This window comes from Parahoeflea halophila (assembly GCF_900220985.1).
Lineage (GTDB): Bacteria > Pseudomonadota > Alphaproteobacteria > Rhizobiales > Rhizobiaceae > Hoeflea > Hoeflea halophila.
In genome coordinates this window covers 63116-88511 of record NZ_OCPC01000006.1, presented here as the reverse complement: position 1 = coordinate 88511, position 25396 = coordinate 63116, and the positions used below count along the sequence as shown (strand labels likewise).

Here is a 25396-nt window from a genome sequence, read left to right as displayed (position 1 = left end):
TAAGTCAAAACCAGCCTCGTGACCACCGCACTCCGGTGACAATTCAAGCCAGTGACAACCACCAGCCTGCCAGGCCGAGAAAGGCGAAGAAGCCGACCACATCTGTCACCGTGGTGACAAACACAGCCGAGGCGATGGCCGGGTCCGCCCCCACCTTGTCCAGCAGCAGCGGCAGCAGGATGCCTGCCAGGGCTGCAGCCAGCATGTTGACTATCATCGCCGCTGCGATGATTCCGCCAAGGCCGTTGCTGGAAAACCAGTAGCCTGCGACGACGCCGATGATGACCGCAAACAGCACACCGTTGATCAACCCGACCGATGCCTCGCGGCGGATAATTCGGCCGGCGTTGTAGATATCGAGGTCGCGGGTGGCGAGCGCCCGCACGGTCACGGTCATTGTCTGGGTTCCGGCGTTGCCGCCCATGGATGCAACGATCGGCATCAGCACCGCCAGCGCCACCATCTGCTCGATAGTGGCGTCAAACAGGCTGATTACGGCAGAGGCGAGAATTGCCGTTGCGAGATTGATCAGCAGCCAGCTGAAACGCGAGCGGACAGTCGACAGGATGCTGTCGGAAAGTTCCTCGTCGCCGACACCCCCGAGGCGCTTGATGTCTTCCTCGGCTTCCTCGTTGATGACGTCGACCACGTCGTCAATGGTCAGGACACCCACCAGCCGTTCGTTCTCATCGACCACGGCCGCGGAAAGAAGGTCGTATTGCTCAAACAGCTGCGCGGCTTCCTCCTGATCCATTTCGGCATCGATGCGATAGCGGGTTTCGTCCATGACCTCCTCGATGCGCACCAGCCGCTTGGTGCGAAGGATCTTGTCGAGCGCGACGGCGCCGACGAGCTTGAAGGTCGGATCAATGACGAAGATCTGGCTGAAACTGTCCGGCAGGTCTTCTTCGTCGCGCATGTAGTCGATGGTCTGGCCGACGGTCCAGAAGGGCGGCACCGCGACGAATTCCGTCTGCATGCGCCGGCCGGCGGTGTCTTCTGGATAATCGAGCGACCGGCGCAACCTGACCCGCTCGGTGAAGGGGAGTGCTGCCAGAATCTCCTTCTGGTCTTCCTCGTCCAGATCTTCGAGAATATAGACCGCGTCATCGGAATCGAGATCGCCCAGGGCTTCGGCGATCCGGGCGTTCGGCAATGCCTCGATAATATCGAGGCGGATCACCTCATCGACCTCGGTCAGGGCCGCAAAATCGAAATCATCGCCAAGCAGCGACACCAGGGCGTGACGCTGCGGAGCAGTGATCGATTCCAGCAGGTCGCCGAGTTCGGATTCATGCAGCCGCACAACATGCTCACGCAGGAACAGTACATCGCGGTCGGCGATCGCCGCCCCGATCGCTGTCAGATAATCCTGCCGGATCGACCCGTCTTCGCCATAGATTTCGTTGTGATCCATCGCGTCCGATGGGGTCACAGGCGTATCTTCATCGCGGTCAGCGGAATCGGTCATGGACAGGTCTCGCGGGCAGGTTCTGGTCGGCCGGGACCGTACCAGGGGTTTCAATGCTGATGATGGCTGCACCATAGTCGCATCCCGGCGGGCAACCAAATCGAATCGATGCAATTCCGGCCAGCAAATCCTGTCTAATTCAAGCATGACCTAAAGAACAGGCGAAATTAGCTGTGGATAGCGGTGCCGGGACAGAGCCGGAAGAATTGCCCGCAGAGGCCTCGCATGCAAACCTTGAGGGGAACAATCAACACAGCGGAATTGGCTGCGACCCCTGCCGGGTTTCGGGAGGGTTTGCCTGTGGCATGCGTCCAGGAGCAAGCAACCGGGACCGGAAACCGAATACACCCGCGAGCCGGAAGCTTGCGCCGATTGAGTGCCGTCACCGGCGAAACTGGACATTTCGATGCGAATCATGGCTTCTTACATTATAAGTTTCAGTAGAAAAGTATTCTTGTCGCATGATTTGAGTGTGTCTGATAACACCCCTCAGGATAACTACGCATGACAGCCTCGCATCGCCTCGCAAGTCTGCAGTCAATTTATGAATCCAAGGCTTCGGAAATTATCCGGATGGCCGAGGACAGCAACATTCCTAACCGTCAGAAACAGGTGATCTACGGTTGCCTGAACAATATGTGCCGAATCTCGGCCATCCTGTATGGCGAAATTTCCTCGGAACCCGCAGATTACGACCTGCTCGAGCAGGCCGCCAAGCTTGACGACGAACTGGTTCAGTTGCGCAGCTATGTCGGCAGCCAGATTTCGCACAGGGTTCATACCGCAGCCTGACACCATTGTTCCCGGCCTCCGGCCCGTGAGCGATTCGCGAATTTGCCTGTGCCGGCGCTGACTAGCGTTTCGTCGCTCTCCAGTTTCACAGAGGCAGGTCGCCGACGAGAATTGCCCGGAAATCGTTGACATTGGTGCCTGTCGGCCCGGTGACAAACAGTTCCCCGATCGCTTCAAATGCCGACCAGGCGTCGTTCGCGGCCAGGCTGACCAGGGGATCGAGCCCTTGCGCCCGCATCTCGCGGGCCGTACCGGTTCCTGCAAAGGCACCGGCATTGTCCTCGGAACCATCAATGCCATCGGTGTCCGCGGCCAGCGCTGCAATGCCGTCGACGCCGTCGATGGCAGAGGCCACGGACAGCAGAAATTCCGTGTTGCGCCCGCCTTTCCCCTTCGTGCGCAGGGTGACAGTGGTTTCACCGCCGGACAGGATGACGACGGGCTTCGGGAACGGGCGGTCGCGGGCCGCCACCTCCCGGGCAATCGCGGCGTGTACCAGACCGACGTCGCGGGCTTCGCCCTCGATCGCGTCGGACAGGATGGCGGCGCCGACACCTGCGTCCCGGGCGGTCTGCGCGGCGGCTTCAAGCGACAGTGCGGCAGACGCGATGACATGGACTTCGTTGCGGGCGAAAACCTTATCGTCCGGTCGCGGTGGCAGGTCCCGCCCGCTGTCAAAATGCTGCCGAACCTTGTCGGGCAGCGCGATGTTGTAAGCGGCGACCATGCCCCGGACGTGGTCCATGCCAATCGCATCGGGCACGGTCGGCCCCGAGGCCACCAGACAGGGATCGTCACCGGGCACGTCGGAGACCACCAGCGAGACCACCCGGGCCGGCCAGGCCGCGGCGGCAAGTCGCCCGCCCTTGATCCGGCTTGCATGTTTCCTGATCGCGTTCATCACCCCGATCGGCGCACCAGAGGCAAGCAGCACCTGATTGAGCTCCTGCTCGTCGGCCAGTGACAGGCCCTCGGGCGGTGCGGGCAGCAAGGCCGAGCCTCCGCCGCAGATCAGGGCCACCACGAGGTCATCTTCCGTCAGCCCGGTCACCTCGTCGAACAGGGCCTGCGCGGCGTCGAGACCCGCCTCGTCCGGCACCGGATGGCTGGCTTCCAGCACCTTTATCGACCTGCACGGGGCAGCGTAGCCATAGCGGGTGACAACCGTTCCGGTGAGCGGCCCCTCCCACAGGTCCTCGAAGGCTGCGGCGAGTTGTGCAGCTCCCTTGCCCGCTCCAATCACCACGGTTCTGCCAGCAGGTTTGGCCGGCAGGGCCTGGCGCAGCGCCCGATACGGATCGGCACGCTCGACGGCCGCGTGGAACAATTTGGTCAGGAACTGTTTCTTGGTGGGATCAATCACGCCTTGCTACCGTCTTTCACCTGATCATTGAGCGCGGCCCTGCTCTAGCTGGAACTGCGTAGAATTCCAAATCTGGAACTGGGGCACTGCAAACAGTACTACTGACAGCTTGGTGCACGAAGTCAAACGATCCCGTGGCGCGTCATCGGAACACGGTCCGGGCGGCAAGCAATCTCCGCACCCGGCCAACAATGCGGACGAGGATCGCGAAGGTTTTGCCGAAAACCGGCAGGGAGTGTACTGGAGGGATACAAACGATTTAAGAATGCGCCTACAGTCCCGCGCGAAATGGCATGTGGGGCAATGAGGAGCATGACCGAGCAGGCTGGAGGGGGATCAAGGAACCCGTAGACGAGCCGAACAGTGGAGCAGCCCGACACCAAAGGCAACGGGTGCAAGCCCCATGCTGAGCTGCCCGCCCCGCCTGGCGGGCGCGAATTGAAATGAGGAGGAAGAGATCAATGAAAACCATCAAGGGACCGGGGCTGTTTCTGGCACAATTTGCCGGTGACGAGGCGCCGTTCGATTCGTGGGACGCGATCACCAAATGGGCCGCCGAGTGCGGTTACAAGGGGGTGCAGGTGCCAAGCTGGGACGGGCGGCTGATCGATCTTGCGAAAGCGGCATCGTCCAAGGATTACTGCGACGAGTTTCAGGGTGTGGCGCGTGAGAACGGCGTCGAGGTGACCGAGCTGTCGTCGCATCTGCAAGGCCAGCTGGTGGCCGTGCACCCGGCCTATGACGAGGGTTTTGACGGGTTTGCGGCGCCTGAAGTGCGCGGCAACCCGAAAGCGCGGCAAGAATGGGCGGTCGAACAGGTGCGGCTGGCGCTTTCGGCCTCGAAGAACATGGGCATCGGCGCGATGGCAAGCTTTTCAGGCGCCTTGGCCTGGCCCTATCTCTATCCCTGGCCGCAGCGGCCTGCGGGCCTGGTGGAAACCGCCTTTGACGAACTGGCGAAACGCTGGCGGCCATTGCTCGACCATGCCGCGGAGTGCGGCGTCGACATCTGCTACGAGATTCACCCGGGCGAGGACCTGCATGACGGCGTCACCTTCGAAATGTTCTTGGAGCGTGTCGGCAACCACGCCCGCTGCAACATGCTCTATGATCCGTCGCATTATCTGCTGCAGTGCATGGACTATCTCGACAATATCGACATCTACAAGGACCGGATCCGGATGTTTCACGTCAAGGATGCGGAGTTCAATCCGACCGGTCGGCAGGGTGTCTATTCAGGCTACCAGCCCTGGGTCGATCGCGCCGGGCGGTTCCGCTCGCTCGGCGACGGGCAGATCGATTTCGGTGCAATCTTCTCGAAGATGGCCGCCAATGATTTCGACGGCTGGGCTGTGGTCGAATGGGAATGCTGCCTCAAGCATCCGGAAGACGGCGCGCGCGAGGGCGCACAATTCGTCAAGGATCACATCATTCGCGTCACCGAACGGGCATTTGACGATTTTGCCGATGGCGGCACCGATGACGCCGCCAACCGGCGCATGCTCGGAATCGGCTGATGCGGGTTGATGTGGAGGACCGAAAGTTCGGTCGTCTCGAGCCTCACTATTTCAATCGCGGGGGTGGAACCAAGCTCGATCGCTTCGGGAGGCAGGAAGGCTATCGCTGCAGTCCTCCTGGCCTGGGTCGCAACACATCCCGGACCGGGATCTGTTTCCGGACCGTGGATGAGCTGGCGGATCATCTGCTGGCGAACCCGGGATGGGGAATTTGTGTCAAAAAGCCAGGGCACCCCGCCTCATTGCGTTACACAAACATCATCGTCGATGGGAGACCGTTATGAATGACCTATCAAACCAACCGCGCCGTATCCGTCTTGGCATGGTCGGCGGCGGCCGTGATGCGTTCATTGGCGGCGTCCACCGCATCGCCGCGCGCATCGATGACCGTTACGAGCTGCTTGCCGGGGCTTTTTCCTCGACACCGGAAAAATCGAAAGCCTCGGCGGCAGACCTGGGTGTGGCTGCGGATCGCGCCTATGGTGACTATGCCGAGATGGCCAAGCGCGAAGCGCGGCTCAAGACCGGCATCGAGGCGGTGGCGATCGTTACACCGAACCACTTGCATTACCCGGCGGCGCGGGAGTTTCTCAAGCGCGGTATCCACGTCATCTGCGACAAGCCGCTGACCTCTACGCTTTCCGATGCACGCAAGCTGAAGAAGGCGGCGGAGGCCTCCGGCGCGCTGTTCGTGCTGACCCACAACTACACCGGCTACCCGATGATCCGTCAGGCGCGCGAGATGATCGCAAGCGGCGAGCTCGGCAGGATCCGGCTGGTGCAGGTCGAATATGCGCAGGACTGGCTGTCGGAAAATCTCGAGGAGACCGGCCAGAAGCAGGCTGGATGGCGCACCGACCCTGCCCGCTCGGGCCTGGGTGGCTCGACCGGCGACATCGGCACGCATGCGTTCAATCTCGCGAGCTTCGTCTCCGGCCTGGAACTGGCCGAGCTCTGCGCAGATCTCGACAGTTTCGTCGAAGGCCGGCAGCTTGATGACAACGGCCATGTGCTGATGCGATTTTCGAGCGGCGCCAAGGGCATGCTGTGGTGTTCCCAGGTGGCGCCCGGAAACGAGAACGCACTGAAGCTGCGGATCTACGGCGAGAAGGGTGGGCTCGAATGGGCACAGGAGGATCCGAACTATCTCTGGCATACACCGCTCGGCCAGCCCAAGCGTCTGCTGACCCGAAACGGCGCCGCCGCCACGGCAGCGGGCCGACGCGTCAGCCGCATCCCCGGCGGCCACCCCGAAGGCTATCTCGAGGGCTTCGCCAACATTTATTCGGAAGCCGCGGAGGCCATCATCGCCCACCGCAACGGTAACCCCCGGCCAGAAGGCGTGGTGTTTCCCGGCATCGAAGACGGCCTGGCGGGCGTCGCCTTCGTGACGGCCTGCGTCGACTCCTCAAAGCGTGGCGGCGCCTGGGTCAAGTTCGGCAATTACAACAAAGGCTAGGGCATTCCCGGGCGGTCTGCCGACCGGACTTCCTCCCGCTTTCATAGCTGTAACCGCATGGGGCGCTCCGGGGTGGAACCGCGCGGGAACAAATGTGGCATCAGTGCGTTGGACTTGCGAAGGCGCCCGCGCGATTGCGGTGCCAGAGTGGCGCCTGACTCCTTCTTCCGTGGCCTGCTTCAAACAGGTTCGAGAAGGTGGTGCCAGGCCTCAAGTCAAGGAGCACGAAATGGGTATCGAAGTCGGCGGCCTGCTGGGCCTCATCCTTCTCATCGCCGTTGTTTGGGCAATCTACAGCATTTTCCAGTCTTCCGCCTCCACCGGCGCCAAGGCCTTGTGGACAGTGCTGATCATCGTCCTGCCAGTCGTTGGTCTGATCATCTGGTTCCTGGCCGGCCCGAAGGGTAGCACGCGCACCGCCTGATTTCTAATCGGCAGAATTAGCGCTTAAAGGGAGTCCAAGATGTCCAGCATGAACCCCACGATCGCAGGCCAGGTTCTCGGCGTGAGCACAAATGCGAGCTGCGAGATCAAGCCGGCCAACGACCAGCCAACCCGCGAGGAAATGCTGGAAAAGCTGAAAGCAGATGCGGCTGCTCTGCTGAGGAGGCTCGAATCGGCCTCGGCTGACATTGACCTCGGCAACAGGTAAGCGCCCCCTCACCCGTCGAGCTGTGATCAAAACATGAAAAGCACGCCGGAACAAAGTGTCCGGCGTGCTTCTCTTTACCTAGCTTCATGAAAATCATCTCTGCAAACGGCACATCGATAGATTGCCGCAAACAAGTTCGCGACGGTAGGATGCGCCGCAGCCGAACGCTCTCTTCCGGCAAAACGAGGCTTCGGTTGACATGGTGACCGCGCGCCCACGCGACAGCAACAATGCCCGCCACACAGCCGGTTGCGGGCATTGTGTTGTGTTCCTGCCCTGTCCAACCGACCTCAACCCTGCCCGCGTGGCGCCGGTGCCGGTTCGGCGATTTCCGTTCTAACGGCCCGGAAAGGCCTTGTTGACGAGAGGCCGGGAGGTTTCATCAGGACCGTAGTCGCTCTCGCCCTCGATGGTGAGGATCTCCTGCAGCTTCACGCGGGCGCGATTGACACGGCTCTTGATCGTGCCGACCGCCACGCCGGCGATCTCTGCCGCTTCCTCGTAGGAAAAGCCCGACGCACCGATCAGGACAATGGCTTCGCGCTGATCGTCCGGCAGAGAGTCCAGTGCGCTCTTGAAGTCGGCGAGATCCAGCTTGCCGTATTGCTCGGGATGGGTCGCAAGATTGCCGGCGAAAACCCCATCCGGATCCGGCAACTCCCGGCCCTTGCGGCGCATCTGGCTGTAGAACTCGTTGCGCAGGATGGTGAACAGCCAAGCCCGCATTGATGTGCCCGGCTGGAAGCTTTCCTGTTTGCCCCACGCTTTCATGACTGTTTCCTGCACCAGATCATCCGCCCTGTCGTGACGGCGCGCCAGCGACACAGCGAAAGCCCGCAGGCTTGGCAGGACCGCGAGCATCTCGCGCTTGAAGGAAAATGCAGTCAAAGTTTCAGTAGGGATGGTCTCAGGAGCACCCATCTCAGTTTGCTCCATTGGTGCCGCCGGAGCGTTCCGCTTGATCGAGTTTGTCAAGCAGGCCCAGAAGGCGATCGGGAATCGGCTCTTCTTCAACGGAGGTGTAAAACTGCTTCAGCTGTGAAGCGATCGCGTCTGTGGGTCCGAGATCAGATGTCCGCCCTCCCCTGGAGGTTTCGCTCTTTTCTTCTCGATCAATCATGCCCTTGCCAGCCCTTTCAGAATGCACACATATATCCCAGAATGCGCCACACAAAAAAAAGTTCCAAGAGGCTGGAACTTTTTTTTGGTTCATGCGTTTCGAGTCCGTTGCCACGCCAAGTGGACCACAAAGGGGTACCTAATGACGACACTGTCCATGCGCATTGCGCCGCACCTTCCTTATCTCCGTCGCTTTTCGCGTGCGGTTACCGGATCGCAGACTTCAGGCGACGCTTATGTAGCAGCAACGCTGGAGGCCTTGATTGCCGATCTGAGCATTTTTCCCAAGACTGCCGATGATCGGGTTTCCCTGTACCGGCTGTTCTCTCAACTCTTTGACACGCTTTCGGTTCCAATCCCTGACAATCCGACGCCCTTCAGTTGGGAAAAAAGAGCCGCCAACAATCTCGAGGCAGTGACGCCTCAAGCCCGGAAGGCTTTTCTTCTTATCGCGGTCGAAGGCTTCAGACCCAGTCAGGCCGCTGAAATCCTTGATGTTGACGAGGCCAGTTTCAACAAGCTGCTTGAGACTGCGGCGATGGAAATTTCCAGGCAGGTGGCCACCGACATCATGATCATCGAGGACGAGCCGCTTATCGCCATGGACATCGAGGATATGGTCGAAGCGCTGGGACACCGGGTAACCGGCGTTGCACGGACCCACAAGGAAGCGGTGGAGCTTTACAAGAAGACCAAGCCGAAGATGGTACTCGCGGATATCCAACTGGCCGACGGCAGTTCCGGAATCGATGCCGTCAACGACATCCTTAAGGATGAAATGCTGCCGGTCATCTTCATTACCGCGTTCCCCGAACGCCTGCTCACCGGGGAGAAGCCGGAGCCGGCATTTCTCGTCACCAAGCCTTTCAACCCCGACATGGTCAAGGCGCTGATCAGCCAGGCCCTGTTCTTCAACGACGCGGGGGAAAAACTGGCAATGACCGGAACCAACTAAGATCGGCGGCGTTGGTCCCGCATCGAAGAACAAAGGAGATTTTCGATGCTGTACTACGCCCTAATCTTCCTGGTTGTCGCAATCATCGCCGGCGTGCTCGGTTTTGGCGGCATCGCAGGTGCTTCCGCCGGTATTGCCCAGGTACTTTTCTTCCTGTTCCTGGCCTTCCTGGTCATTTCGCTGGTCATGAATTTTGTCCGGAAAGTGTGATGCTGATCAAGGTGCAATTCTTGAGGCCAGATAAGGTGCCGGATAACCTCCGGCACCTTAATTGCTTGAAACGCATGAAGTTATGAAAGAGTGAATTTCCCAGCATGACGATGACATCGGTTAACGAATCCGATCGGTTGAGATTCGTACTGGCGGGCCTTCGCAGCGCCGGAGTATCGATGATGTATCAGGATTCCGGGCTGATCATCCGGTTTGCAGCAAATATCCCTGAATCCTGGCCATTGAAGGAACTGCTTGATGGCGGCACCGACGAGACGGTGTTTTCCCCCACACACGCCACCAAGGTAATTCAGGCGAAGCGCCGCGTCATGGAGACCGGTGAGCCGACAAAACTCGAAATTCATCGCGATGCCGGCCAGGAACGGCACTGGTACATGCTCAACATCGAACCTGATGTGGATCCGGAAGGCCGGGTCATCGGTGTGTTCACCACCATTGTCGAGATAGATGACCTCAAATACCGCGAAACCGTGTTGAAGACACTGTTGCGCGAACTCAGTCACCGGTCGAAAAATCTGCTCGCCATTATCCAGTCAGTGGCCTCGCAGACCGCCCGGCATTCACAAGGACTGGAAGATTTTCTGCTTGCCTTTCGCAACCGCGTGCAGTCGATGGCGCAGTCCCAGGACCTGGTTACCGCATCGGATTGGCGCGGGGCGGAGCTTTTCGCCCTGACGCAATCGCAACTCCACCCCTTGATGGGCGACCTTCCTTCAGGATTCAAGATGGTGGGCAAGGATGCCTATCTCTTTCCGAACGCAGCGCTGCACCTGGGACTGGCGCTTCATGAACTGACAATCGATTCACTGGCCAGGGGTGCATTGGGACCTGCCGGAGGCACCGTCGAACTGTCTGCCGAAGAACAACGCAATGCCAAGGGGGATTCAGAGCTGGTTCTGACCTGGCGCGAGATTTTTGCGCAGCGGCAGGATGCGCCCGAGACCGGTTCCAAATCCAAGAGCGGTTTCACCGGCACCGTGCTGGGACGCATCGTGCCGCAGGCCCTGTCGGCCGGTGTGGAGCATGTGATCGAACCCGACCACATGGTGTACCAGCTTACCATTCCGGGCAACCAGTACGAACTTCACGCGCCAGGGTGAGCGAAACACCCCTTCTTAACTTGCCGGGCCCGACCGCGTTCACGCGCCCCGCCCATTTAAGACATTCTTAATACATGTGACCCGTCATTTGGAACTTCCATGTCGCCTTGGAGTTGTTCTGCCAAAGGAGACGTGTCATGGAACACATTGCTGCATTCATGGTGTTGATCGCCTGCAGCGACGACCTGCAGGCTTGCAAGGAGTACCCTGCTCCCGCCATTGCCTATGAGACCACCGAGGAATGCCAGGCAGAACTCATGCCTGCCATTCGCGACATGGGGTCAGACCAGCCCAGAACCTACGGCAAATGTGTGGAGATCGACCCGGCTCTGTTCTACGAGGATGCAGAGATCGTCTGGGACGTCACGCAGGAAGGCGGCATTGAAGTCACGCTCGAAGTAATAAACCCGCACATGGCGGTGCAGTCGGTGGCAAGTGTCGAGGAGAACGGGCGCTACAACAGCATCAACTGAGACAGGCACGGGGGTCGCGGCTCGCATCGCCGCTGTTCATTCGCCGATATCGAAGTCCAGACGGCGTTGCAAATACTCAAGGTCGTTGCTGATCGGTGTACCGGCGCGCGCAGTTTCAATCAGCGCCCTGCCATGAGACACGATGAGCTCCCTGGCGTCGTCCCCAGCGATCGAGTAAAGCGAATTCAGCACCACTCCGATGTGGTCAAGCATGAGAATGTTGCCGCGGGCTGCCTGACGCAGCGGGTGCAGGGTCAAGTTCAACAGGTCTTCAAGAGACAGCCCCGGAACCACAAGGCGCGGTACCCCGTCTTCGTCGCACCTGACGTCACCGCGCAGTCCCTCTGACACTGGCCTGACAAGCGCGGCGGCTATACGGTCTGTGCAGGCGACGGCGGTGAAACTGTCGTTGACACCCGGAGACAACGCGCGCAAGGCGATTTCCAGCAGGATCTTGATCGAAAACCGAATGTCGTCGACCGCGCCGCGGTAAGGCTGCAGTACGATTGCGGAGTAGACAGCCTCGGCGATTTTCTCCTCGTTCTTGCCAAAGCCTGCGACCGCCAGCGTCTGACCCGTGAGCACGAAATCACCAGGGGCCACACGGACCGCAATTTGTGTGTCGTGCTTCCGTGCGATGCGCAGCAGCTCCGCCTCTTCAAGCATGGTGACATATCCCGACTGTCGCGCAGCCAAAACCGTATCAAGCCCGGATTCGTTCAGATCCTGCCTGTCAGCCCCGGTTTCGACAACCAGTGCATTGACCTGTTTTTCCAAGTGCTCCGAGATCTTTGCAACCTCGGCATCGATGGTGACGCTGCGGGACACCGAATGCACGAAATGGATCACCTGCAGCACGGAGAGGGCAGCCAGCAGGAAGGCCATGAAAATCGAGAATTCCGGGCGCAGTTCCGGACCTGATGCCCTGAGCACCGTAAGCGCATACAGGAAAGTACCACCGAGTACTCCGGCGGTGATCTGGTTGACCCTGTCGCGCGAAAACCGCTGCAACAGCCGCGGCGCGATGTTGCCCGCTGCCAGCGTAAACACCACCAGCATGATCGAGTAGGCCATGCTCAGCGTCGTGATCGCCGCCGTCGCAATGGTGGTGAGAAGGGAACGCGCAGTTTCAGCTGAAATTGCCAGCCAGAAGGGCAGCCGATCGCCGATGATCGTATACTGGGTATCGACCCAGATCATTGGAAACGCCAGCATCCACAGACCGATGGCAATGGCTCCGGGAACACCGAGCAGGCCGTTAATCGTAAGAAGCGACCACAATTTCATTGAACCATCCTTAGGTGCGAACGGCCGGAAACCGGCGGAAATTCATGAAGATCAGGCAGAAGCGGTCCCTGGCGCCAAGCGCAGCTGCCTCAATGAAATAGGTCATTAGGTGACTGCCGTCCATGCATCAGCGCGGAGTGCTGTCAAATTTGGGCCTAGTAGACCGGCTTGAGCTTGGGGCCCGGCAGAGGGTGTGCTGCCGTTTCGCACTGCTCAATGCCTCTATCCGCCCTGTTTGGCAAATCAGGAACCTGCGCCGGTCTCAGGCGTTAACCGATGCCAACTTAAAAAGGACCTCCCCATGACAGACCTCCACAAGACACGACACGAACCGATCAGCCAGCTGTTCGATATCATGGACGACACGCATGCAGTCATGACGGGTCTCGACAAGACCGGCCATTCGATGCAACCGATGGCGCCGCAGGTGGACGAAGACAGACGCGGCATCTGGTTTTACTCCAAGCGTGATTCCGAGATGGGCAGCGCAATTGCCAATCATCCGGCAAGCCGGGCCCGCATTTGCGTGATCAGCAACGACCACGATTATCACGCCTGCATTTCAGGGACGATGAGCGAAGAGAATGACCGCTCGCTGATTGACAAGTTCTGGTCCGCTCCGGTTGCCGCATGGTTCGAACACGGCAAGGACGATCCCAATCTGATCCTGTTGCGCTTCGATGCTTCGGAGGCCGACATCTGGGCTTCCTCGGGCAGCGCGATCCGGTTTGCCTGGGAAATCGCCAAGGCCAACATGACAGACGAGAAACCCGACCTGGGTGAAAAGACCCATGTCGTGTTCCCGGCAACCGCGCCCGCTTCCTGACATCGAAAGATACGCGAAAAGCTGGAACCATTCACCGGCTTTGACGTTATGAAAACAGGCCGGACGCGAACAGCGCCAAATGGCCAACAGCTTCAAAACCAAGGAGAAATCAGATGAACTGGGATATTGTTGAAGGCAAGTGGAACGAATACAAGGGCAAGGCTCAGGCACAGTGGGGCGAGCTCACCAATGACGATCTGGACCAGGTTGAAGGACGCCGCGACGAACTGGCCGGCAAGATCCAGGCCCGCTACGGCAAGACCCGCGACGAGGCAGAGCGCGAAATCGACAGCTGGTTGAACCAGAACTGATCACGTAGAGTTTCAAAGGCCCGGCGATATTGTTGCCGGGCCTTTTGATTGCGAAAGTTCCTGCATGCCCGGCAAAAACCAGAGCGCGATTCCCAAGAACGCAAGTCCGCTTGTCCGCCGGCTGGGAAGATCCGTACTTCTGACATCGGAAGAAGTCGATTATCTCGAGACCATGCAGGTAAACCAGGCCGAGGTCGCAAAAGGCGACGTCTTCATACATGACGGCGAACCGCTGCGCGTAACCCTTCTGGTGCGGCGCGGCTGGGTCATCCGCTACAGGATAACGCCCGCTGGAAGGCGCCTGATCATCGGGGTGTCACTTCCGGGCGACTTCATCGGGCTACATGTCAATTTCAGCCATTCCTCGATTTACTCTGCAGCCGCGCTGACCAACAGCTCGCTGGCGCTGATCGAACCGGTTCGGATCCTGGAAATCCACCGGCGCTTTCCCGTGCTTGCTTCCGGCCTGGACTGGATGACGATGCGTCATGCCAACATTCTCGCCGAACACAAGGTATCACTGGGGGCGCGCACGGCAGCCCAGCGAATTCTACATTTCCTGCTGGAGTTGTGGATAAGGCTTGAGCAGGTTGATCTCGCCAGTGACTACGGCTTCGACCTTGAACTGACCCAGGAACAGATCGGAGATTGCATGGGCCTGTCCACCGTTCACGTCAATCGCTCGATCAGCCGGCTGAGCAGGGAAAGACTGCTGAAGATCGACAAGGGCTTTGTGAGTTTCCCGGAAGTCTCCCGGTCGGTGAGTTTTGCAGATTTCGATGAACGATTCCTGATGGAATTTTCAACCAAGTCAGGAACCGGCAGATCCAGAAAACAGCTTCCCTGAGTACATCGAACAGCTTAACCTGTGTAATAGACGCGGCGGAAACACGTCCTATCTTGGCACACTTGGCCTCACTTTCGTTTGGCCGAATACGCAGCCGGAGGCTCTTGCAGCAATCGGTTGCGACCCGGCGCGGCGTCAGTAATCTTGCATCTGTGGCGTAAACAGCTTAGCCGGTATAGCACGTACCGTATTGAGAGACCCCCGATTTGTTTTACCGATTCCAGCCAGTCCTGGTCTTCATCGTAGTGGCCATCGTCGGCATGCTAACGGCCGCCGCCTCATGGTACACGATCGATCAGACCAACAGGCTGACTTTCCTCGGGATTGCCGAGGATGCGGTTCAACGGATCGGTGACCGCGTCGAAAACCACATGCTGCTGATCAAGTCGGTCGAAGCGCATTTCCAGGCCACGGGCGAGGTGCCCGGTATCGAAGCGTTCAAGGTCTATGTGAGTTATCTGCAAAAGACCGAGCAATTCAACGGGGTTCAGGGGCTGGGTTTTGCCCGTTATGTGCAATCCGGGCCGCAATCTGACCAGGCAATCTCGGCTGAACTGGAGCGGAATTACGGCCTGGAGCGCACATCCTGGCCCGAGACCAACGAGCCTTACAGAACCCCGATTGTCATGCTGGAACCCGATAACGAGCCCAACAGGCGGGCGCTGGGCTACGACATGTACTCGGAGCCGGTCCGCCGGGCAGCGATTCTGGCGGCGTTGACCGAACAGCGCCTGCGTGCCTCCGGCTCGGTTGAACTGGTGCAGGAGGACTTCGGCAATCCGCAGCCCGGGTTCTTGATGTATACTCCGTTCTTTGCCCCCAATTCCGGGCGGCCGCTTGGCTTCATCTATGCGCCGTTCCGCATTCCGAACCTGTTTGAGTCGGCGCTCAACCGGTCGCCAATGTTGCCTATTCATGTCACCGCCTGGGATGGCGAACCCACCGATGCAAGCCGGATCTACCAGTCGGTGAACCGGCCTAGCGAAAGCTTTGATGCGCCGCCGCCATCGCTGATGACGATTGAAGTCGCCGGACGGACATGGACTGTCGAAATCCAGGCCTCCGAGATCTACAGCCCACCGGTTGACCAGACCAGGACCATCATGCTGGCAATTGCCGGCTTTCTGCTGGCCGCCGCGCTGGCCGCGTCCTCACGTGCTCAGCAGCGTATCATCGAAGTCGGCGAAGCCCTGCGGCTGCAGTCGGAACGGGCTCTGAGCGACCGTGAATTCCTGCTGCAGGAAATGAAGCACCGGATCAAGAACATGATTGCCCGGGTGATGGCCATGTCACGACAGACGGCACGGTCGGCCGACAATCTTGCGGATTTCAACCAATCCTTCACCGCCCGGCTGCAGGCGATGGCCGCCTCGCAAGACCTGCTCGCCCGCACCTCCTGGCAGAGCGCCGATTTGAAAACCCTTCTCGCCCAGGAACTGCGGCAACTGCTTGGCAACACAATGGATGAGGACAAGCTCGAGGGCCCGACAATCGAGCTCAATGAAGTTGCGGCCCAGGCTTTCGGGCTTGCGTTTCACGAACTCGCCACCAATGCGCTGAAATACGGCGCGGCCCAGTCGGAGACCGGCAAGTTGGACATCTGGTGGCGAGTCGAGCCGGATGCGAACAGGCGCAAATCACTGATCTTCTCATGGCGCGAGCGCAGCCAGACACCGCTTGATGACCAGAATTCGAATGCGCTGACCCAGAAAGGCGGTTTCGGGACCAAGCTGCTCGACGCAACGATGCGGGTTGAACTGGGTGGATCGCTGCAGATCACACCCGACGAGTACGGCATCGACGTGACGATCACCGTACCATACGAGCGCGTCAAGGCAGATTTTCAACGATCCGCAGCCAGCGGAAGGAAGGATCCTGCCGCTTCCGCCTGATTTTCCGGCGTGGAAGGTGACGCGAGTAAGCCATCGCGCCATGCCCCGCTAGCATGTCGATGCGCGGAACGAATGTTCCAGTGTTGCGTTTTCCCTGTTTACACAGGGGCATTCAATGAAGCGTCTTTATCGCATGGATCCGCCGGTTGTGCGCATCGCGGCCAAGTCCGGAATGGATGCCGGATTGCAGTCAACCGCGCGCATCGCCATCATCGTTACCGGCCTGCTGGTAACGCTTGCAGCACTTGATCATGCCCAACCCTTTCTCGCCCCGGTTTGCCTTGCCGTCATCACCGGTTTGATGGCGTCGCCGGTCGCAAACAAGCTCGAGCGGCTCATTCCCGCGTCGCTTGCCGCGGCCACGGTGGTGATCCTGTTTCTCGCGCTGATCGGATCGGCGGTGGTACTGTTTTCAATGCCACTTTCGATATGGACCGAAAGGCTGCCCGAGATATGGCATGAAATGCAACGCCACCTTATCAACTGGCGCACCATGTTCGACACGCTTGGCGGCGTGCAGGAACAGATCCGCACCATTGCCGGCGGCAAGGCAGAGATGACCGTAGATATTGCCGAGGACTCGGCGGTTGAGGAAATTGCCACCCTCGCCCCGGCCCTGATGGCGCAGATCATACTGTTCCTGGCAAGCCTGTATTTCTTCCTTGCCACACGCCACTCGATCCGCACGAGCGTGCTGTCGCTGTGCTTCAGCCGCCACGCACGGCTGAGAACGGCGCGGATGTTTCGGGATGCCGAATGGTTCGTCTCGCGCTACCTGCTGTCAATTACCGTGATCAATGCCGGCCTGGGCGTCGCGACCGCCGGCCTCATGTGGCTGTTCGGTGTGCCGCAGCCTTATCTGTGGGGCATGCTTGCCTTCTGTCTTAATTACATCGTCTATATCGGCCCTGCCGTCATGGCCGCCATCCTGCTCGGGGTCGGGCTGGCCACCTGGGACACGATGCCGGCCATCTTCCTGCCGGTCGGCGGCTATCTGGTGCTCAACATGATCGAGGCCCAGATCGTGACTCCGCAGGTGATCGGGCGATCGGTCACGCTCAATCCGTTCTTCGTGTTTCTCTCACTCGCGTTCTGGATCTGGATGTGGGGACCAGTCGGTGGACTGCTGGCGGTACCGTTTCTGCTCGTGGGCTACGCGGCGATCAGAAACGCATTTCCGGAACGCATCGGAGGCGCGCAAGTGACGTCGTCACCGATCAAAAAAAGTTGAAGCGGGCCGGAACCTTGATCAGGCGAGCACGTTTACGCCGTGTAACCATCGCCGAGCCGGTCCAGCGCTCTCACACACACGGCCCAGCCCGGCAAGCACCTTTCGATGCAAAGAGGAAATTACCATGTTCAAGACACTTTTGGCCAGTACCGCACTCGCAACGTTTGTTGCTACCTCTGCGATGGCGGCCAGCACCACCACCACTGCAACCACCGACACCACCGCAACCGAAGCGGAAACCGTCGTTGCAACTGACACCAATGCGGCCATGGCTCAGGGCGACAATCTCGCCAGCAACCTGATCGGCTCGGCCGTTTACGGCTCGGCAGCTGAAGATGCAGACATGATCGGCGACATCAACGACATCGTGATTACGCCAGAAGGCGATGTTGCCTCCATCATCGTCGGCGTTGGCGGCTTCCTGGGCATCGGCGAAAAGGACGTCGCCGTCGACTACAAGACCATCGAGTGGGTTGACCGCGACGGCGAACGCTGGCTGGTGGCCAACATGACCCGCGAGCAGCTTGAAGCAGCGCCCGCTTATGATCGCTCGGCGCTCTACAACGAAGCGCGTTCCACCGACGAAGAGATGAACGCAACCGGTCAGATGGCTGCCGAAGACCGGACCGCTGAGAACATCGCCGAAGGCGAAAGCGCAGTCGAAACGGCGGAAGAAAAGACGACGACAATCGATCGCTCGGCCATGACCCAGGTGACCACGGACGATCTGACCGCCGAAAACCTGATCGGCCGCACCGTCTATAGCTCGACCGATGAAAGCATCGGCGAAGTCGGTGACGTCCTGCTGACCGCCGACAACAAGGTCGAAGGTTTCATCCTCGACGTCGGCGGTTTCCTTGGCATGGGTGAAAAGCAAGTGGCCGTCTCGCCCGAAAACCTCGACATTCGTGCCGACGCCAACGGTGATCTGACGATCTTCACGCCGTTTACCCAAGAGCAGCTTGAAGCCCAGAAGGAATACTCGGAAGAAAACTGGGAAGCAGAGCGTGACACCATGATCCTGGTGGTCCCGGCTGGCTAACCAGTCCGACACCTTCCCTATTGCGAGAGCCGCCGGAACATTCCGGCGGCTTTTTTCTGTTTTCCAGCGGAACCATCGTATCGCGCCGGCGTTGGTCGGATGAAATCATGACAGGAGAGGTTACACGATGGCTGCCACCGGCAAAACCGCACGTTCGAACAACAATGCAAACAAGGCTGCCGATGAAATCAGTGAGCGCGCACAACGTATCCGCGAGGAACTCAAAGCGCTTAGTGATGCGCTCGCTGGCGCTGGCGCGGTGCAGTCCGGGATTGCCCGCGAGGCGGCGGAGGAGCGAATTGACGAACTGCTCAAGAGCGGCGAACGGGTTATCGCCGAACTCTCCGGGCACTACGCCAATGCGGAAAGGCAGGTCAGCAGCACCGTGCGCGAAAAGCCGTTGCAGTCGCTCGGCGTTGCGATGGCGGCAGGCTTCCTGGCAGCAATCCTGCTGCGCCGGTAAGCGCTCATGCCTCCGGTCCTCCCTCTAACGTCGCTTGCCACGACCTATGCGCGTTCCAAGGCGAGGCAGGTGCGCCGAGACGCCGCCCTGTTCGGCTTTATCGGCCTGATGGCACTCATGGCATGCAGTGCCCTGTTCGGTGCCTTCGCGCTGGTCGTAGCCGAGACCTACGGCCCTGTTTACGGCCTGCTGGCAACAGCCGGCCTCGCGCTCGTCCTGGCGCTCTTGGCGATCGGCATCCGTGTCCTGCTTCGCCGCCGCGCCCGGCGACGCATGAATGCGGCAATGGCGGGAAGGGCGTCGGTGCTGGCGGTTTCCTCCGCCTCTTCGATGATTGCCCAGCACAAATCGAAGGCAATCGTAGCCGGGCTGCTGATCGGCGCCCTCGCGGCCACGATGCTGCGGTCGAGTGACGAGTGACCGTGCGGTCATGAACAATTTCAGGAGTTACAAATGAATGAACCAAACGATCCAATCAATGTCCGCCAGGCCCGCCAAGGCAGGCCGGTACTGATCATCTTAGCCGTCAGCCTAATTCTCGCCGCCATAGCCGCTTGGGTTATGTGGGGCGCAGTAGCCGAAGACACGGACAACTACATGACCGATGACGCTTCGATTTCGCTTGAGCAGGCGCCATCGGACGATCCCGCAACTCTCTGACCGCCGGCAATTGAACCGGACTACTTCCATTATCCGCCGAAAGGAACCAGATCATGGCCAAGTCAGCCATTGCAAGCCTCACGCCAGAAGCCTCCAGCGACCAGATCAACACCGGGCTCAAGGCAGATTACCGCAAGTCGATGTCCAAGAGCCTTTCAGACATTCTGGCGGCGACCTACCGGTTGACGGTCAAGAGCCACATCTATCACTGGAATGTGGTCGGTCCGATCTTCAAGCCGATCCATGAGCTGACCGAAGAGCACTACAACGAGCTGTTCGGGGCGACGGATATCATCGCCGAGCGGATTCGCGCACTGGGCCACCTGGCCCCGGTCAGTCTCGACATCGCCAAGTCCTTTGCACCCACCGCCTCCGACGTCGACCAGGCTTCCGCACACGACATGGTGGCTGATCTGATCAAGGACCACGAGCAGACGGTGCGCGACATGCGCAAGGCCGCCGGTGAGGCTGCGGAGAATGAGGACAATGTCACCGAGGACATGCTGACCGAGCGGCTCAACTTCCACGAAAAGGCCCTTTGGATGCTGCGCTCGGTTGTCGCGAGCTGATCCGGACATAACTGGATTACGCCGCAAGGGCAGAGGCCAGACCCCTTCTGCCCTTTTTGCCGTTCAATCACAGGCACAAAAAAACCCGCCGAAGCGGGTGTTTTATGGTGCGGTCGAGAAGACTCGAACTTCCACGGGTTGCCCCACAGCGACCTCAACGCTGCGCGTCTACCAATTCCGCCACGACCGCACGTGGTAGAGCCGAAACCTGTCCGGCGCGCTGCATGTAGCAAATGGACTTGCGCTGCACAAGCGCATTCGTCACAAAAAACACATGAGTTCAATGCGAGGGGAAAAACAGGATTCCCGATGCAAACAGATGCTCATGCGGCGGGTTGCAGATCCTTGCCGCGGCGTTTTCGCCGATATGGTCTAGCGGCGCTGACGACGCCGGCCGGACAGCGCGACGGAATCGCGCCGCCTGCCGCGCCATACGCCGAAGAAAGTGATTCTGCCCGCCTCACCGGTCGCGCGCTCAGCGGTTGGTGCCTGCCGTCACCGTCCGGATCAGCCCCTGCCCGGCAAGCGTAACCAGCGGCGTGGGTTTGCCGCACACGCAGAGGTGATGGGAGTGCTGCATCGACCCTGTTTCTTTTGTGGACAAACGGATCTAGAGAAGCTGCATGACACAACGTGATGCACTCGAGACGCGGTTTTTCGCGCGAGCCGGCAGTCCGCCGATCCGGTGGCGGATTTCCGAAGGCCTTACCCCCTACCCGGCCGCTGTCGCCCTGATGGAATCCGAGGCCGAACGAATTGCCGCAGGGGAAGCCGACGAGTTGATCTGGCTGGTGGAGCACCCGCCGCTCTACACCGCCGGCACCAGCGCCAGAACCGAAGACCTGGTCGATCCCCACCGGTTCGAAGTGCACGCGACCGGCCGCGGCGGCGAATATACCTATCACGGGCCAGGCCAGCGAGTCGCCTATGTGATGCTTGATCTGAAGCGGAGGCGGCAGGATGTGCGGGCCTTCGTCTCGGCCATGGAGGCGGTGATCATCTCCACGCTGGCAAGCATGAACGTGACCGGAGAGCGCCGCGAGGACCGTGTCGGGGTCTGGGTGCGGCGTCCCGACAAGGCTCCGCTGCCGGACGGTTCGATGGCTGAAGACAAGATCGCCGCGATCGGAATCCGCTTGCGCAAATGGGTGAGCTTTCACGGACTGGCGCTGAATGTGGATCCGCAGCTCGAGCATTTTTCGGGAATCGTGCCATGCGGCGTGCGTGCCCACGGTGTGACCAGCCTGGTCGATCTGGGTCTTCCCGTTCCCATGCATGAGGCCGACATCCGGCTGCGAGAAGCATTTGAAGCCGTGTTCGGCCCGACCCGGGACGACCAGGACGGCTAGGCAAAGCCCACCCGCCCTGCTGCGTGGCGAAACTGGCCGTTGTCGGTTTACATGGGGCTGCAAAGCACGCCGGGACATCCCGGCTTCAGCGCCGGTCGCAGGAAACCGCGCGCTTTCACTGGACGTGGTGCCCACAATCGCCGATAATAGCCTGCCGGAACCGAAGCTTTCACCCCGATTCGATGATTCCGACTTTCACCAGAGCGTGAGGCACGATCCAGGGGCACCGCCAATTTCAGGGCTGGTGATGGATCACATCATCTGACACGCCAATGCATGTCGCACGTCCGACAGTTCATCGGAATGAAATGGTCCATGCATAGGCTCTAAATTCAGGACGGGTCCACCACCCGCGCGTCACGCCGCGCAACCGCGGGCGCCCGGCCTAAAAGTCAAAGGAACGACATCAATGGATGACATCACAACAGAAACCTATGACGAGACATATGACGACGGCGATACGCTGGGCGGCCGCATCACCCGCGCCCGCGATCTTGCCGGGCTGACGCTGGAAGATGCCGCCTCGCGGATCGGTGTCACCGACGAGACCCTGTCCGAATGGGAGTCCGACCGTTCCGAGCCGCGCGCCAACAAGATCATGACGCTTGCCGGTGTCATGGGCGTCTCCCCCGCCTGGCTGATCAGCGGCGCCGGTGATGCACCGCAATCACCGGGGATTTCGCTCGCAGTCGATGAAATGACTGGCGAGATAAACCGGCTGCGCGAACTGGCGCTGCAGATTACCAGCTGCATCGAAACGCTCGAAGGCAGACTGGTGACGCTCACGCGGGCGGTCAACGAGTAAGCATCTGTCCGCCGCCGATACCGAACGCCCCGAGCAATTCGGGGCGTTGCTTGCCATCACTCCTCTTCAGACATCCGCAGCGTTGCAGAGCTGGATCACGCCACCGACCCTGACGGCCAGCGCGGACAGGTTCCTGCCCAAAGCGGCACGGTAACTCGCATCAAAGCGTGACACCGGGCCGAGCGCTCCGACGCTGAAGGCCGCACCGAAGTTGCCGACAAAAACCGGTGCTGCGACACTGGCGACACCGATATCAATCTCCCGTTCGCACTCGGCATAGCCCAGATCCGCGATACGGTCGAAATCAGCCTGCAGCCGGTCCGGCCCGATCTGCAGATGATCTATATGTTGCCTGAGCGTGCTATGCAGGATCGCATCCCGGATCTGGTCCTCGGCGAAGGCGGCAATGGCCTTTGAGCAAGATGCTGAATGCATTGGACGGACGCCGATACCGGGATAGATATAGCCGCGCTTCGGGTCGTCCGGGGTCTCGACATGGATTATCTCGACCTGGCTGTTGCGGAACCTCGCCAGGAAAACGGTTTCCCGGAACTCGATGGCGGCTGACTTGAGCAACGGCGCCGAGCAGCGCCGCACATCGGCATCGGACTTGCCCAGCAGCGCGATCCGGATCAGCCGTTCACCGATGACAAAGCGCGAGGAGCCGTCCGGGTCATCAACCAGCCGCTGTTCGTGCAGCGTCTGCATCAGCCGATAGCAGGTGGGCTTGGGCAAACCGGTTGCCTTTTGCACCTCAGCGACCGACAGTGGACGCCCGGCGACTGCAATCATTTCCAGAATTGCTATGAGCCGATCAAGATGCATGTTGACGGGAATCTTTCACGCAATGATACTAAGTCTCAAATCATGATAGCGCGATCATTGTGAAGCAAGCGAAATTTGCAGCGGGAGAAACGGGATGCGGACGAGAGCAGCGGTAGCAGTGGAAGCAGGCAAACCCCTGAAAATCATGGAGGTTGACCTCGACGGCCCGCGCGCCGGCGAAGTGCTGGTCGAAATCAAGGCCACGGGTGTGTGCCATACCGACGAGTTCACGCTGTCGGGCGCCGACCCGGAAGGCATCTTCCCGGCCATTCTCGGCCATGAGGGTGCCGGCGTGGTGGTGGATGTGGGCCCCGGGGTGACTTCACTGAAGAAGGGCGATCATGTCATTCCGCTGTATACACCCGAGTGCCGCGAGTGCGAGTACTGCCTCAACCCCAAGACCAATCTGTGCCAGTCAATCCGCAGCACCCAGGGCGCGGGGCTGATGCCTGACGGCACCTCGCGGTTCTCGCTCGATGGCAAGCCGATCTTCCACTACATGGGCACCTCGACTTTCTCCAATTTTACCGTACTGCCGGAAATTGCGCTGGCCAAGATCAATCCCGATGCCCCGTTCGACAAGGTTTGCTACATCGGCTGCGGCGTGACCACCGGCATCGGCGCGGTGATCAACACGGCCAAGGTCGAGATCGGTTCGAAGGCGATCGTCTTCGGGCTTGGCGGTATCGGCCTCAATGTGCTCCAGGGCCTGCGCCTGGCGGGAGCGGACATGATCGTCGGCGTCGATCTCAATCCCGCCAAGGCCGAAATGGCGAAACGCTTCGGCATGACCCATTTCGTCAATCCGGATGAAGTCGAGGGCGACCTCGTGCCTTACCTCGTTGACCTGACAAAAGGGGGTGCTGATTACACCTTCGACGCCACCGGCAATGTCGGCGTTATGCGCACGGCACTCGAATGCGCGCACAAGGGATGGGGTGAATCGATCATCATCGGCGTTGCGCCCGCCGGCGCGGAAATTTCGACCCGTCCGTTCCAGCTGGTCACCGGCCGTTCCTGGCGCGGGACAGCCTTCGGCGGTGCGCGCGGACGCACTGACGTGCCGAAGATCGTCGAGTGGTACATGGAAGGCAAGATCGAGATCGATCCGATGATCACCCATACCATGGGGCTGGAAGGCATCAACGAGGCCTTCGACCTGATGCACAGGGGCGAAAGCATCCGCAGCGTGGTGGTTTTCTGATCGGCTGCGGCCCCTTGCTTCCATCTCTCACACTCAAGAACCGGACAATGGATCCATGAAGATCATTTCGGAAGCCAAGGCCCATGGCGGCCGCCAGGGCGTCTATTCGATGGAATCGGAAGCCTGCGGCTGCGACATGAGTTTTGCCGTGTTTCAGCCGATCCAGGCCAAGGAGCAGCTTTGTCCCGTTGTCTGGTTCCTTTCGGGGCTGACCTGCACCCATGCCAATGTCATGGACAAGGGCGAGTACCGGAAGATGGCGGCGGAACTCGGACTGATCATCGTCTGCCCGGACACCAGTCCGCGCGGCGACCATGTGCCCGACGAACCGGACAACTGGCAATTCGGCAAGGGCGCCGGGTTCTATCTTGATGCGACCGAGCCGCCCTGGTCGAAGCATTACCGCATGGAAACCCATATCCTCGAAGAGCTGCCGAAGCTGATTGCCGGGCATTTTGCCGCCGACATGGAACGCCAGGGCATCATGGGCCACTCGATGGGCGGCCACGGCGCACTGACCTTCGCACTCAAGTATCCCGACAGGTTCAGGAGCTGTTCGGCCTTCGCGCCGATCGTGCAGCCCTCGGGTGCCGATTGGTCAAAACCGGCGCTCGAGAAATATCTCGGTGAAGATGTGGCGGCCTGGCGGCGATATGATGCCACTCAGCTAATTGCGGACGGCGCGCGGTTTCCGGAATTTTTCATCGATCAGGGCACGGCTGACGGATTTCTGGAAGACGGGTTGCGCCCCTGGCTGCTGAAAGAGGCGTGCCGCGGAACCGGCATCGGCCTGACCCTGAGAATGCAGGAGGGCTACGACCATTCCTACAATTTCATCTCGACCTTCATGGATGACCACCTCGCCTGGCATGCCGAACGGCTGGGTTGAGCAGAGCGTAACGGCCTAAGGCACAAAAGGCCGGGTCCATTCGGGCCCCGGCCTCTTTGATTCT

The 25396-nt window shown here is 59.9% G+C and carries 28 protein-coding genes, 1 tRNA gene and 1 pseudogene; 23 read left to right on the top strand and 7 right to left on the bottom strand.

The features are described 5' to 3' along the window. Positions 1 to 43: 43 nt before the first annotated feature. On the bottom strand, positions 44 to 1417 hold the full coding sequence (mgtE, locus tag CRO46_RS17790; protein WP_097109386.1) for a magnesium transporter: 1374 nt from the start codon (positions 1415 to 1417) through the stop codon (positions 44 to 46). Positions 1418 to 1975: 558 nt separating this feature from the next. Between mgtE and CRO46_RS17785 the strand changes: the two genes are divergently transcribed. After that, on the top strand, positions 1976 to 2263 hold the full coding sequence (locus CRO46_RS17785) for a hypothetical protein (protein ID WP_097109148.1): 288 nt from the start codon (positions 1976 to 1978) through the stop codon (positions 2261 to 2263). Positions 2264 to 2348: 85 nt separating this feature from the next. Here the strand turns inward: CRO46_RS17785 and CRO46_RS17780 are convergent, their stop codons facing one another. Further along, positions 2349 to 3626 (bottom strand): glycerate kinase type-2 family protein, encoded by a 1278-nt coding sequence (locus tag CRO46_RS17780; protein ID WP_210421544.1) that lies wholly within the window; start codon positions 3624 to 3626, stop codon positions 2349 to 2351. A 461-nt stretch (positions 3627 to 4087) separates the two neighbouring features. On the opposite strand from CRO46_RS17780, the gene CRO46_RS17775 reads away from it, so the two are divergent. From CRO46_RS17775 to CRO46_RS17760, 4 genes are all read left to right on the top strand, one after another. Further along, positions 4088 to 5143, top strand: a complete 1056-nt coding sequence (locus tag CRO46_RS17775; protein WP_097109147.1) for a sugar phosphate isomerase/epimerase family protein — start codon at positions 4088 to 4090, stop codon at positions 5141 to 5143. A 280-nt stretch (positions 5144 to 5423) separates the two neighbouring features. Next, the gene (locus CRO46_RS17770) at positions 5424 to 6602 is read left to right on the top strand and encodes a Gfo/Idh/MocA family protein (RefSeq protein WP_097109146.1); all 1179 of its coding nucleotides are present in this window, start codon (positions 5424 to 5426) and stop codon (positions 6600 to 6602) included. Positions 6603 to 6831: 229 nt separating this feature from the next. Next, positions 6832 to 7026 carry a PLD nuclease N-terminal domain-containing protein gene (locus CRO46_RS17765; RefSeq protein WP_097109145.1) on the top strand — a complete coding sequence of 65 codons (195 nt, stop codon included), beginning with the start codon at positions 6832 to 6834 and terminating at the stop codon, positions 7024 to 7026. A 39-nt stretch (positions 7027 to 7065) separates the two neighbouring features. Next, complete coding sequence (locus tag CRO46_RS17760; protein ID WP_097109144.1) at positions 7066 to 7254, top strand: hypothetical protein; 189 nt, start codon at positions 7066 to 7068, stop codon at positions 7252 to 7254. A 336-nt stretch (positions 7255 to 7590) separates the two neighbouring features. Here CRO46_RS17760 and CRO46_RS17755 read toward each other — a convergent pair whose 3' ends face one another. Then, on the bottom strand, positions 7591 to 8175 hold the full coding sequence (locus CRO46_RS17755; RefSeq protein WP_097109143.1) for an RNA polymerase sigma factor: 585 nt from the start codon (positions 8173 to 8175) through the stop codon (positions 7591 to 7593). A 1-nt stretch (position 8176) separates the two neighbouring features. Then, positions 8177 to 8467, bottom strand: a complete 291-nt coding sequence (locus CRO46_RS17750) for a NepR family anti-sigma factor (RefSeq protein WP_244577953.1) — start codon at positions 8465 to 8467, stop codon at positions 8177 to 8179. Between the two features lie 48 nt (positions 8468 to 8515). On the opposite strand from CRO46_RS17750, the gene CRO46_RS17745 reads away from it, so the two are divergent. The 4 genes from CRO46_RS17745 (at position 8516) to CRO46_RS17730 (ending at position 11132) form a co-directional block, all read left to right on the top strand. Beyond that, the gene (locus tag CRO46_RS17745) at positions 8516 to 9328 is read left to right on the top strand and encodes a response regulator (RefSeq protein ID WP_097109141.1); all 813 of its coding nucleotides are present in this window, start codon (positions 8516 to 8518) and stop codon (positions 9326 to 9328) included. Positions 9329 to 9373: 45 nt separating this feature from the next. Further along, on the top strand, positions 9374 to 9538 hold the full coding sequence (locus CRO46_RS17740; RefSeq protein WP_097109140.1) for a DUF1328 domain-containing protein: 165 nt from the start codon (positions 9374 to 9376) through the stop codon (positions 9536 to 9538). 179 nt (positions 9539 to 9717) lie between these two features. Continuing rightward, positions 9718 to 10659 (top strand): sensor histidine kinase, encoded by a 942-nt coding sequence (locus CRO46_RS17735; RefSeq protein ID WP_179759110.1) that lies wholly within the window; start codon positions 9718 to 9720, stop codon positions 10657 to 10659. A 137-nt stretch (positions 10660 to 10796) separates the two neighbouring features. Continuing rightward, positions 10797 to 11132, top strand: a complete 336-nt coding sequence (locus tag CRO46_RS17730; RefSeq protein WP_097109138.1) for a hypothetical protein — start codon at positions 10797 to 10799, stop codon at positions 11130 to 11132. A gap of 36 nt (positions 11133 to 11168) precedes the next feature. On the opposite strand, the gene CRO46_RS17725 is transcribed toward CRO46_RS17730, so the two are convergent. Then, positions 11169 to 12419 (bottom strand): DUF2254 domain-containing protein, encoded by a 1251-nt coding sequence (locus CRO46_RS17725; protein ID WP_097109137.1) that lies wholly within the window; start codon positions 12417 to 12419, stop codon positions 11169 to 11171. A gap of 301 nt (positions 12420 to 12720) precedes the next feature. On the opposite strand from CRO46_RS17725, the gene CRO46_RS17720 reads away from it, so the two are divergent. The 10 genes and pseudogenes from CRO46_RS17720 (at position 12721) to CRO46_RS17675 (ending at position 20260) form a co-directional block, all read left to right on the top strand. Beyond that, positions 12721 to 13245 (top strand): pyridoxamine 5'-phosphate oxidase family protein, encoded by a 525-nt coding sequence (locus tag CRO46_RS17720; RefSeq protein WP_097109136.1) that lies wholly within the window; start codon positions 12721 to 12723, stop codon positions 13243 to 13245. Positions 13246 to 13358: 113 nt separating this feature from the next. Beyond that, on the top strand, positions 13359 to 13556 hold the full coding sequence (locus CRO46_RS17715) for a CsbD family protein (RefSeq protein WP_097109135.1): 198 nt from the start codon (positions 13359 to 13361) through the stop codon (positions 13554 to 13556). A 64-nt stretch (positions 13557 to 13620) separates the two neighbouring features. Next, positions 13621 to 14403, top strand: coding sequence for a Crp/Fnr family transcriptional regulator (locus CRO46_RS17710; RefSeq protein WP_097109134.1), 783 nt, complete (start codon positions 13621 to 13623; stop codon positions 14401 to 14403). Positions 14404 to 14663: 260 nt separating this feature from the next. Further along, positions 14664 to 15878, top strand: a pseudogene (locus tag CRO46_RS17705) (CHASE domain-containing protein); the annotation flags it as partial. A 532-nt stretch (positions 15879 to 16410) separates the two neighbouring features. Continuing rightward, positions 16411 to 17526, top strand: coding sequence for an AI-2E family transporter (locus CRO46_RS17700; RefSeq protein ID WP_097109132.1), 1116 nt, complete (start codon positions 16411 to 16413; stop codon positions 17524 to 17526). 124 nt (positions 17527 to 17650) lie between these two features. Beyond that, entirely contained in the window at positions 17651 to 18568 is a 918-nt protein-coding gene (locus CRO46_RS17695) for a PRC-barrel domain-containing protein (RefSeq protein ID WP_097109131.1), read from the top strand. A gap of 127 nt (positions 18569 to 18695) precedes the next feature. Then, on the top strand, positions 18696 to 19031 hold the full coding sequence (locus CRO46_RS17690; protein WP_097109130.1) for an ElaB/YgaM/YqjD family protein: 336 nt from the start codon (positions 18696 to 18698) through the stop codon (positions 19029 to 19031). A 6-nt stretch (positions 19032 to 19037) separates the two neighbouring features. Beyond that, positions 19038 to 19451 (top strand): hypothetical protein, encoded by a 414-nt coding sequence (locus CRO46_RS17685; protein WP_179759109.1) that lies wholly within the window; start codon positions 19038 to 19040, stop codon positions 19449 to 19451. A gap of 33 nt (positions 19452 to 19484) precedes the next feature. Then, complete coding sequence (locus CRO46_RS17680) at positions 19485 to 19691, top strand: hypothetical protein (protein WP_097109128.1); 207 nt, start codon at positions 19485 to 19487, stop codon at positions 19689 to 19691. A 53-nt stretch (positions 19692 to 19744) separates the two neighbouring features. After that, the gene (locus CRO46_RS17675) at positions 19745 to 20260 is read left to right on the top strand and encodes a Dps family protein (RefSeq protein ID WP_097109127.1); all 516 of its coding nucleotides are present in this window, start codon (positions 19745 to 19747) and stop codon (positions 20258 to 20260) included. Between the two features lie 105 nt (positions 20261 to 20365). On the opposite strand, the gene CRO46_RS17670 is transcribed toward CRO46_RS17675, so the two are convergent. Next, positions 20366 to 20450: transfer RNA gene (locus tag CRO46_RS17670), tRNA-Leu, on the bottom strand. Positions 20451 to 20883: 433 nt separating this feature from the next. Here CRO46_RS17670 and lipB point away from each other — a divergent pair. Both lipB and CRO46_RS17660 read left to right on the top strand, forming a co-directional pair. Next, a complete protein-coding gene (gene lipB / locus CRO46_RS17665) occupies positions 20884 to 21609 on the top strand; it encodes a lipoyl(octanoyl) transferase LipB (RefSeq protein ID WP_097109126.1) in 726 nt (241 codons plus the stop codon). Positions 21610 to 22018: 409 nt separating this feature from the next. Continuing rightward, positions 22019 to 22414 carry a helix-turn-helix domain-containing protein gene (locus CRO46_RS17660; protein ID WP_097109125.1) on the top strand — a complete coding sequence of 132 codons (396 nt, stop codon included), beginning with the start codon at positions 22019 to 22021 and terminating at the stop codon, positions 22412 to 22414. A gap of 66 nt (positions 22415 to 22480) precedes the next feature. Here the strand turns inward: CRO46_RS17660 and CRO46_RS17655 are convergent, their stop codons facing one another. Next, positions 22481 to 23239: an IclR family transcriptional regulator gene (locus CRO46_RS17655; RefSeq protein WP_097109124.1), complete on the bottom strand. Its 759-nt coding sequence runs from the start codon at positions 23237 to 23239 to the stop codon at positions 22481 to 22483. 94 nt (positions 23240 to 23333) lie between these two features. Between CRO46_RS17655 and CRO46_RS17650 the strand changes: the two genes are divergently transcribed. Continuing rightward, positions 23334 to 24443: an S-(hydroxymethyl)glutathione dehydrogenase/class III alcohol dehydrogenase gene (locus CRO46_RS17650; RefSeq protein WP_097109123.1), complete on the top strand. Its 1110-nt coding sequence runs from the start codon at positions 23334 to 23336 to the stop codon at positions 24441 to 24443. 55 nt (positions 24444 to 24498) lie between these two features. Next, on the top strand, positions 24499 to 25332 hold the full coding sequence (gene fghA, locus CRO46_RS17645) for an S-formylglutathione hydrolase (RefSeq protein WP_097109122.1): 834 nt from the start codon (positions 24499 to 24501) through the stop codon (positions 25330 to 25332). Positions 25333 to 25396: the final 64 nt, after the last annotated feature.

Excerpts from the sequence above, each read along its gene's own strand:
- CRO46_RS17655 (WP_097109124.1), bottom strand. The coding sequence starts at position 23,239 with ATGCATCTTGATCGGCTCATAGCAATTCTGGAAATGATTGCAGTCGCC.
- lipB (WP_097109126.1), top strand. The coding sequence starts at position 20,884 with ATGACACAACGTGATGCACTCGAGACGCGGTTTTTCGCGCGAGCCGGC.
- CRO46_RS17745 (WP_097109141.1), top strand. The coding sequence starts at position 8,516 with ATGACGACACTGTCCATGCGCATTGCGCCGCACCTTCCTTATCTCCGT.
- CRO46_RS17770 (WP_097109146.1), top strand. The coding sequence starts at position 5,424 with ATGAATGACCTATCAAACCAACCGCGCCGTATCCGTCTTGGCATGGTC.
- CRO46_RS17720 (WP_097109136.1), top strand. The coding sequence starts at position 12,721 with ATGACAGACCTCCACAAGACACGACACGAACCGATCAGCCAGCTGTTC.
- CRO46_RS17750 (WP_244577953.1), bottom strand. The coding sequence starts at position 8,467 with ATGAACCAAAAAAAAGTTCCAGCCTCTTGGAACTTTTTTTTGTGTGGC.
- CRO46_RS17725 (WP_097109137.1), bottom strand. The coding sequence starts at position 12,419 with ATGAAATTGTGGTCGCTTCTTACGATTAACGGCCTGCTCGGTGTTCCC.
- CRO46_RS17735 (WP_179759110.1), top strand. The coding sequence starts at position 9,718 with ATGATGTATCAGGATTCCGGGCTGATCATCCGGTTTGCAGCAAATATC.
- CRO46_RS17775 (WP_097109147.1), top strand. The coding sequence starts at position 4,088 with ATGAAAACCATCAAGGGACCGGGGCTGTTTCTGGCACAATTTGCCGGT.
- CRO46_RS17760 (WP_097109144.1), top strand. The coding sequence starts at position 7,066 with ATGTCCAGCATGAACCCCACGATCGCAGGCCAGGTTCTCGGCGTGAGC.
- CRO46_RS17710 (WP_097109134.1), top strand. The coding sequence starts at position 13,621 with ATGCCCGGCAAAAACCAGAGCGCGATTCCCAAGAACGCAAGTCCGCTT.
- CRO46_RS17680 (WP_097109128.1), top strand. The coding sequence starts at position 19,485 with ATGAATGAACCAAACGATCCAATCAATGTCCGCCAGGCCCGCCAAGGC.
- CRO46_RS17715 (WP_097109135.1), top strand. The coding sequence starts at position 13,359 with ATGAACTGGGATATTGTTGAAGGCAAGTGGAACGAATACAAGGGCAAG.
- CRO46_RS17700 (WP_097109132.1), top strand. The coding sequence starts at position 16,411 with ATGAAGCGTCTTTATCGCATGGATCCGCCGGTTGTGCGCATCGCGGCC.
- CRO46_RS17740 (WP_097109140.1), top strand. The coding sequence starts at position 9,374 with ATGCTGTACTACGCCCTAATCTTCCTGGTTGTCGCAATCATCGCCGGC.
- CRO46_RS17730 (WP_097109138.1), top strand. The coding sequence starts at position 10,797 with ATGGAACACATTGCTGCATTCATGGTGTTGATCGCCTGCAGCGACGAC.
- fghA (WP_097109122.1), top strand. The coding sequence starts at position 24,499 with ATGAAGATCATTTCGGAAGCCAAGGCCCATGGCGGCCGCCAGGGCGTC.
- mgtE (WP_097109386.1), bottom strand. The coding sequence starts at position 1,417 with ATGGATCACAACGAAATCTATGGCGAAGACGGGTCGATCCGGCAGGAT.
- CRO46_RS17690 (WP_097109130.1), top strand. The coding sequence starts at position 18,696 with ATGGCTGCCACCGGCAAAACCGCACGTTCGAACAACAATGCAAACAAG.
- CRO46_RS17695 (WP_097109131.1), top strand. The coding sequence starts at position 17,651 with ATGTTCAAGACACTTTTGGCCAGTACCGCACTCGCAACGTTTGTTGCT.
- CRO46_RS17785 (WP_097109148.1), top strand. The coding sequence starts at position 1,976 with ATGACAGCCTCGCATCGCCTCGCAAGTCTGCAGTCAATTTATGAATCC.
- CRO46_RS17765 (WP_097109145.1), top strand. The coding sequence starts at position 6,832 with ATGGGTATCGAAGTCGGCGGCCTGCTGGGCCTCATCCTTCTCATCGCC.
- CRO46_RS17660 (WP_097109125.1), top strand. The coding sequence starts at position 22,019 with ATGGATGACATCACAACAGAAACCTATGACGAGACATATGACGACGGC.
- CRO46_RS17755 (WP_097109143.1), bottom strand. The coding sequence starts at position 8,175 with ATGGGTGCTCCTGAGACCATCCCTACTGAAACTTTGACTGCATTTTCC.
- CRO46_RS17675 (WP_097109127.1), top strand. The coding sequence starts at position 19,745 with ATGGCCAAGTCAGCCATTGCAAGCCTCACGCCAGAAGCCTCCAGCGAC.
- CRO46_RS17650 (WP_097109123.1), top strand. The coding sequence starts at position 23,334 with ATGCGGACGAGAGCAGCGGTAGCAGTGGAAGCAGGCAAACCCCTGAAA.
- CRO46_RS17685 (WP_179759109.1), top strand. The coding sequence starts at position 19,038 with ATGCCTCCGGTCCTCCCTCTAACGTCGCTTGCCACGACCTATGCGCGT.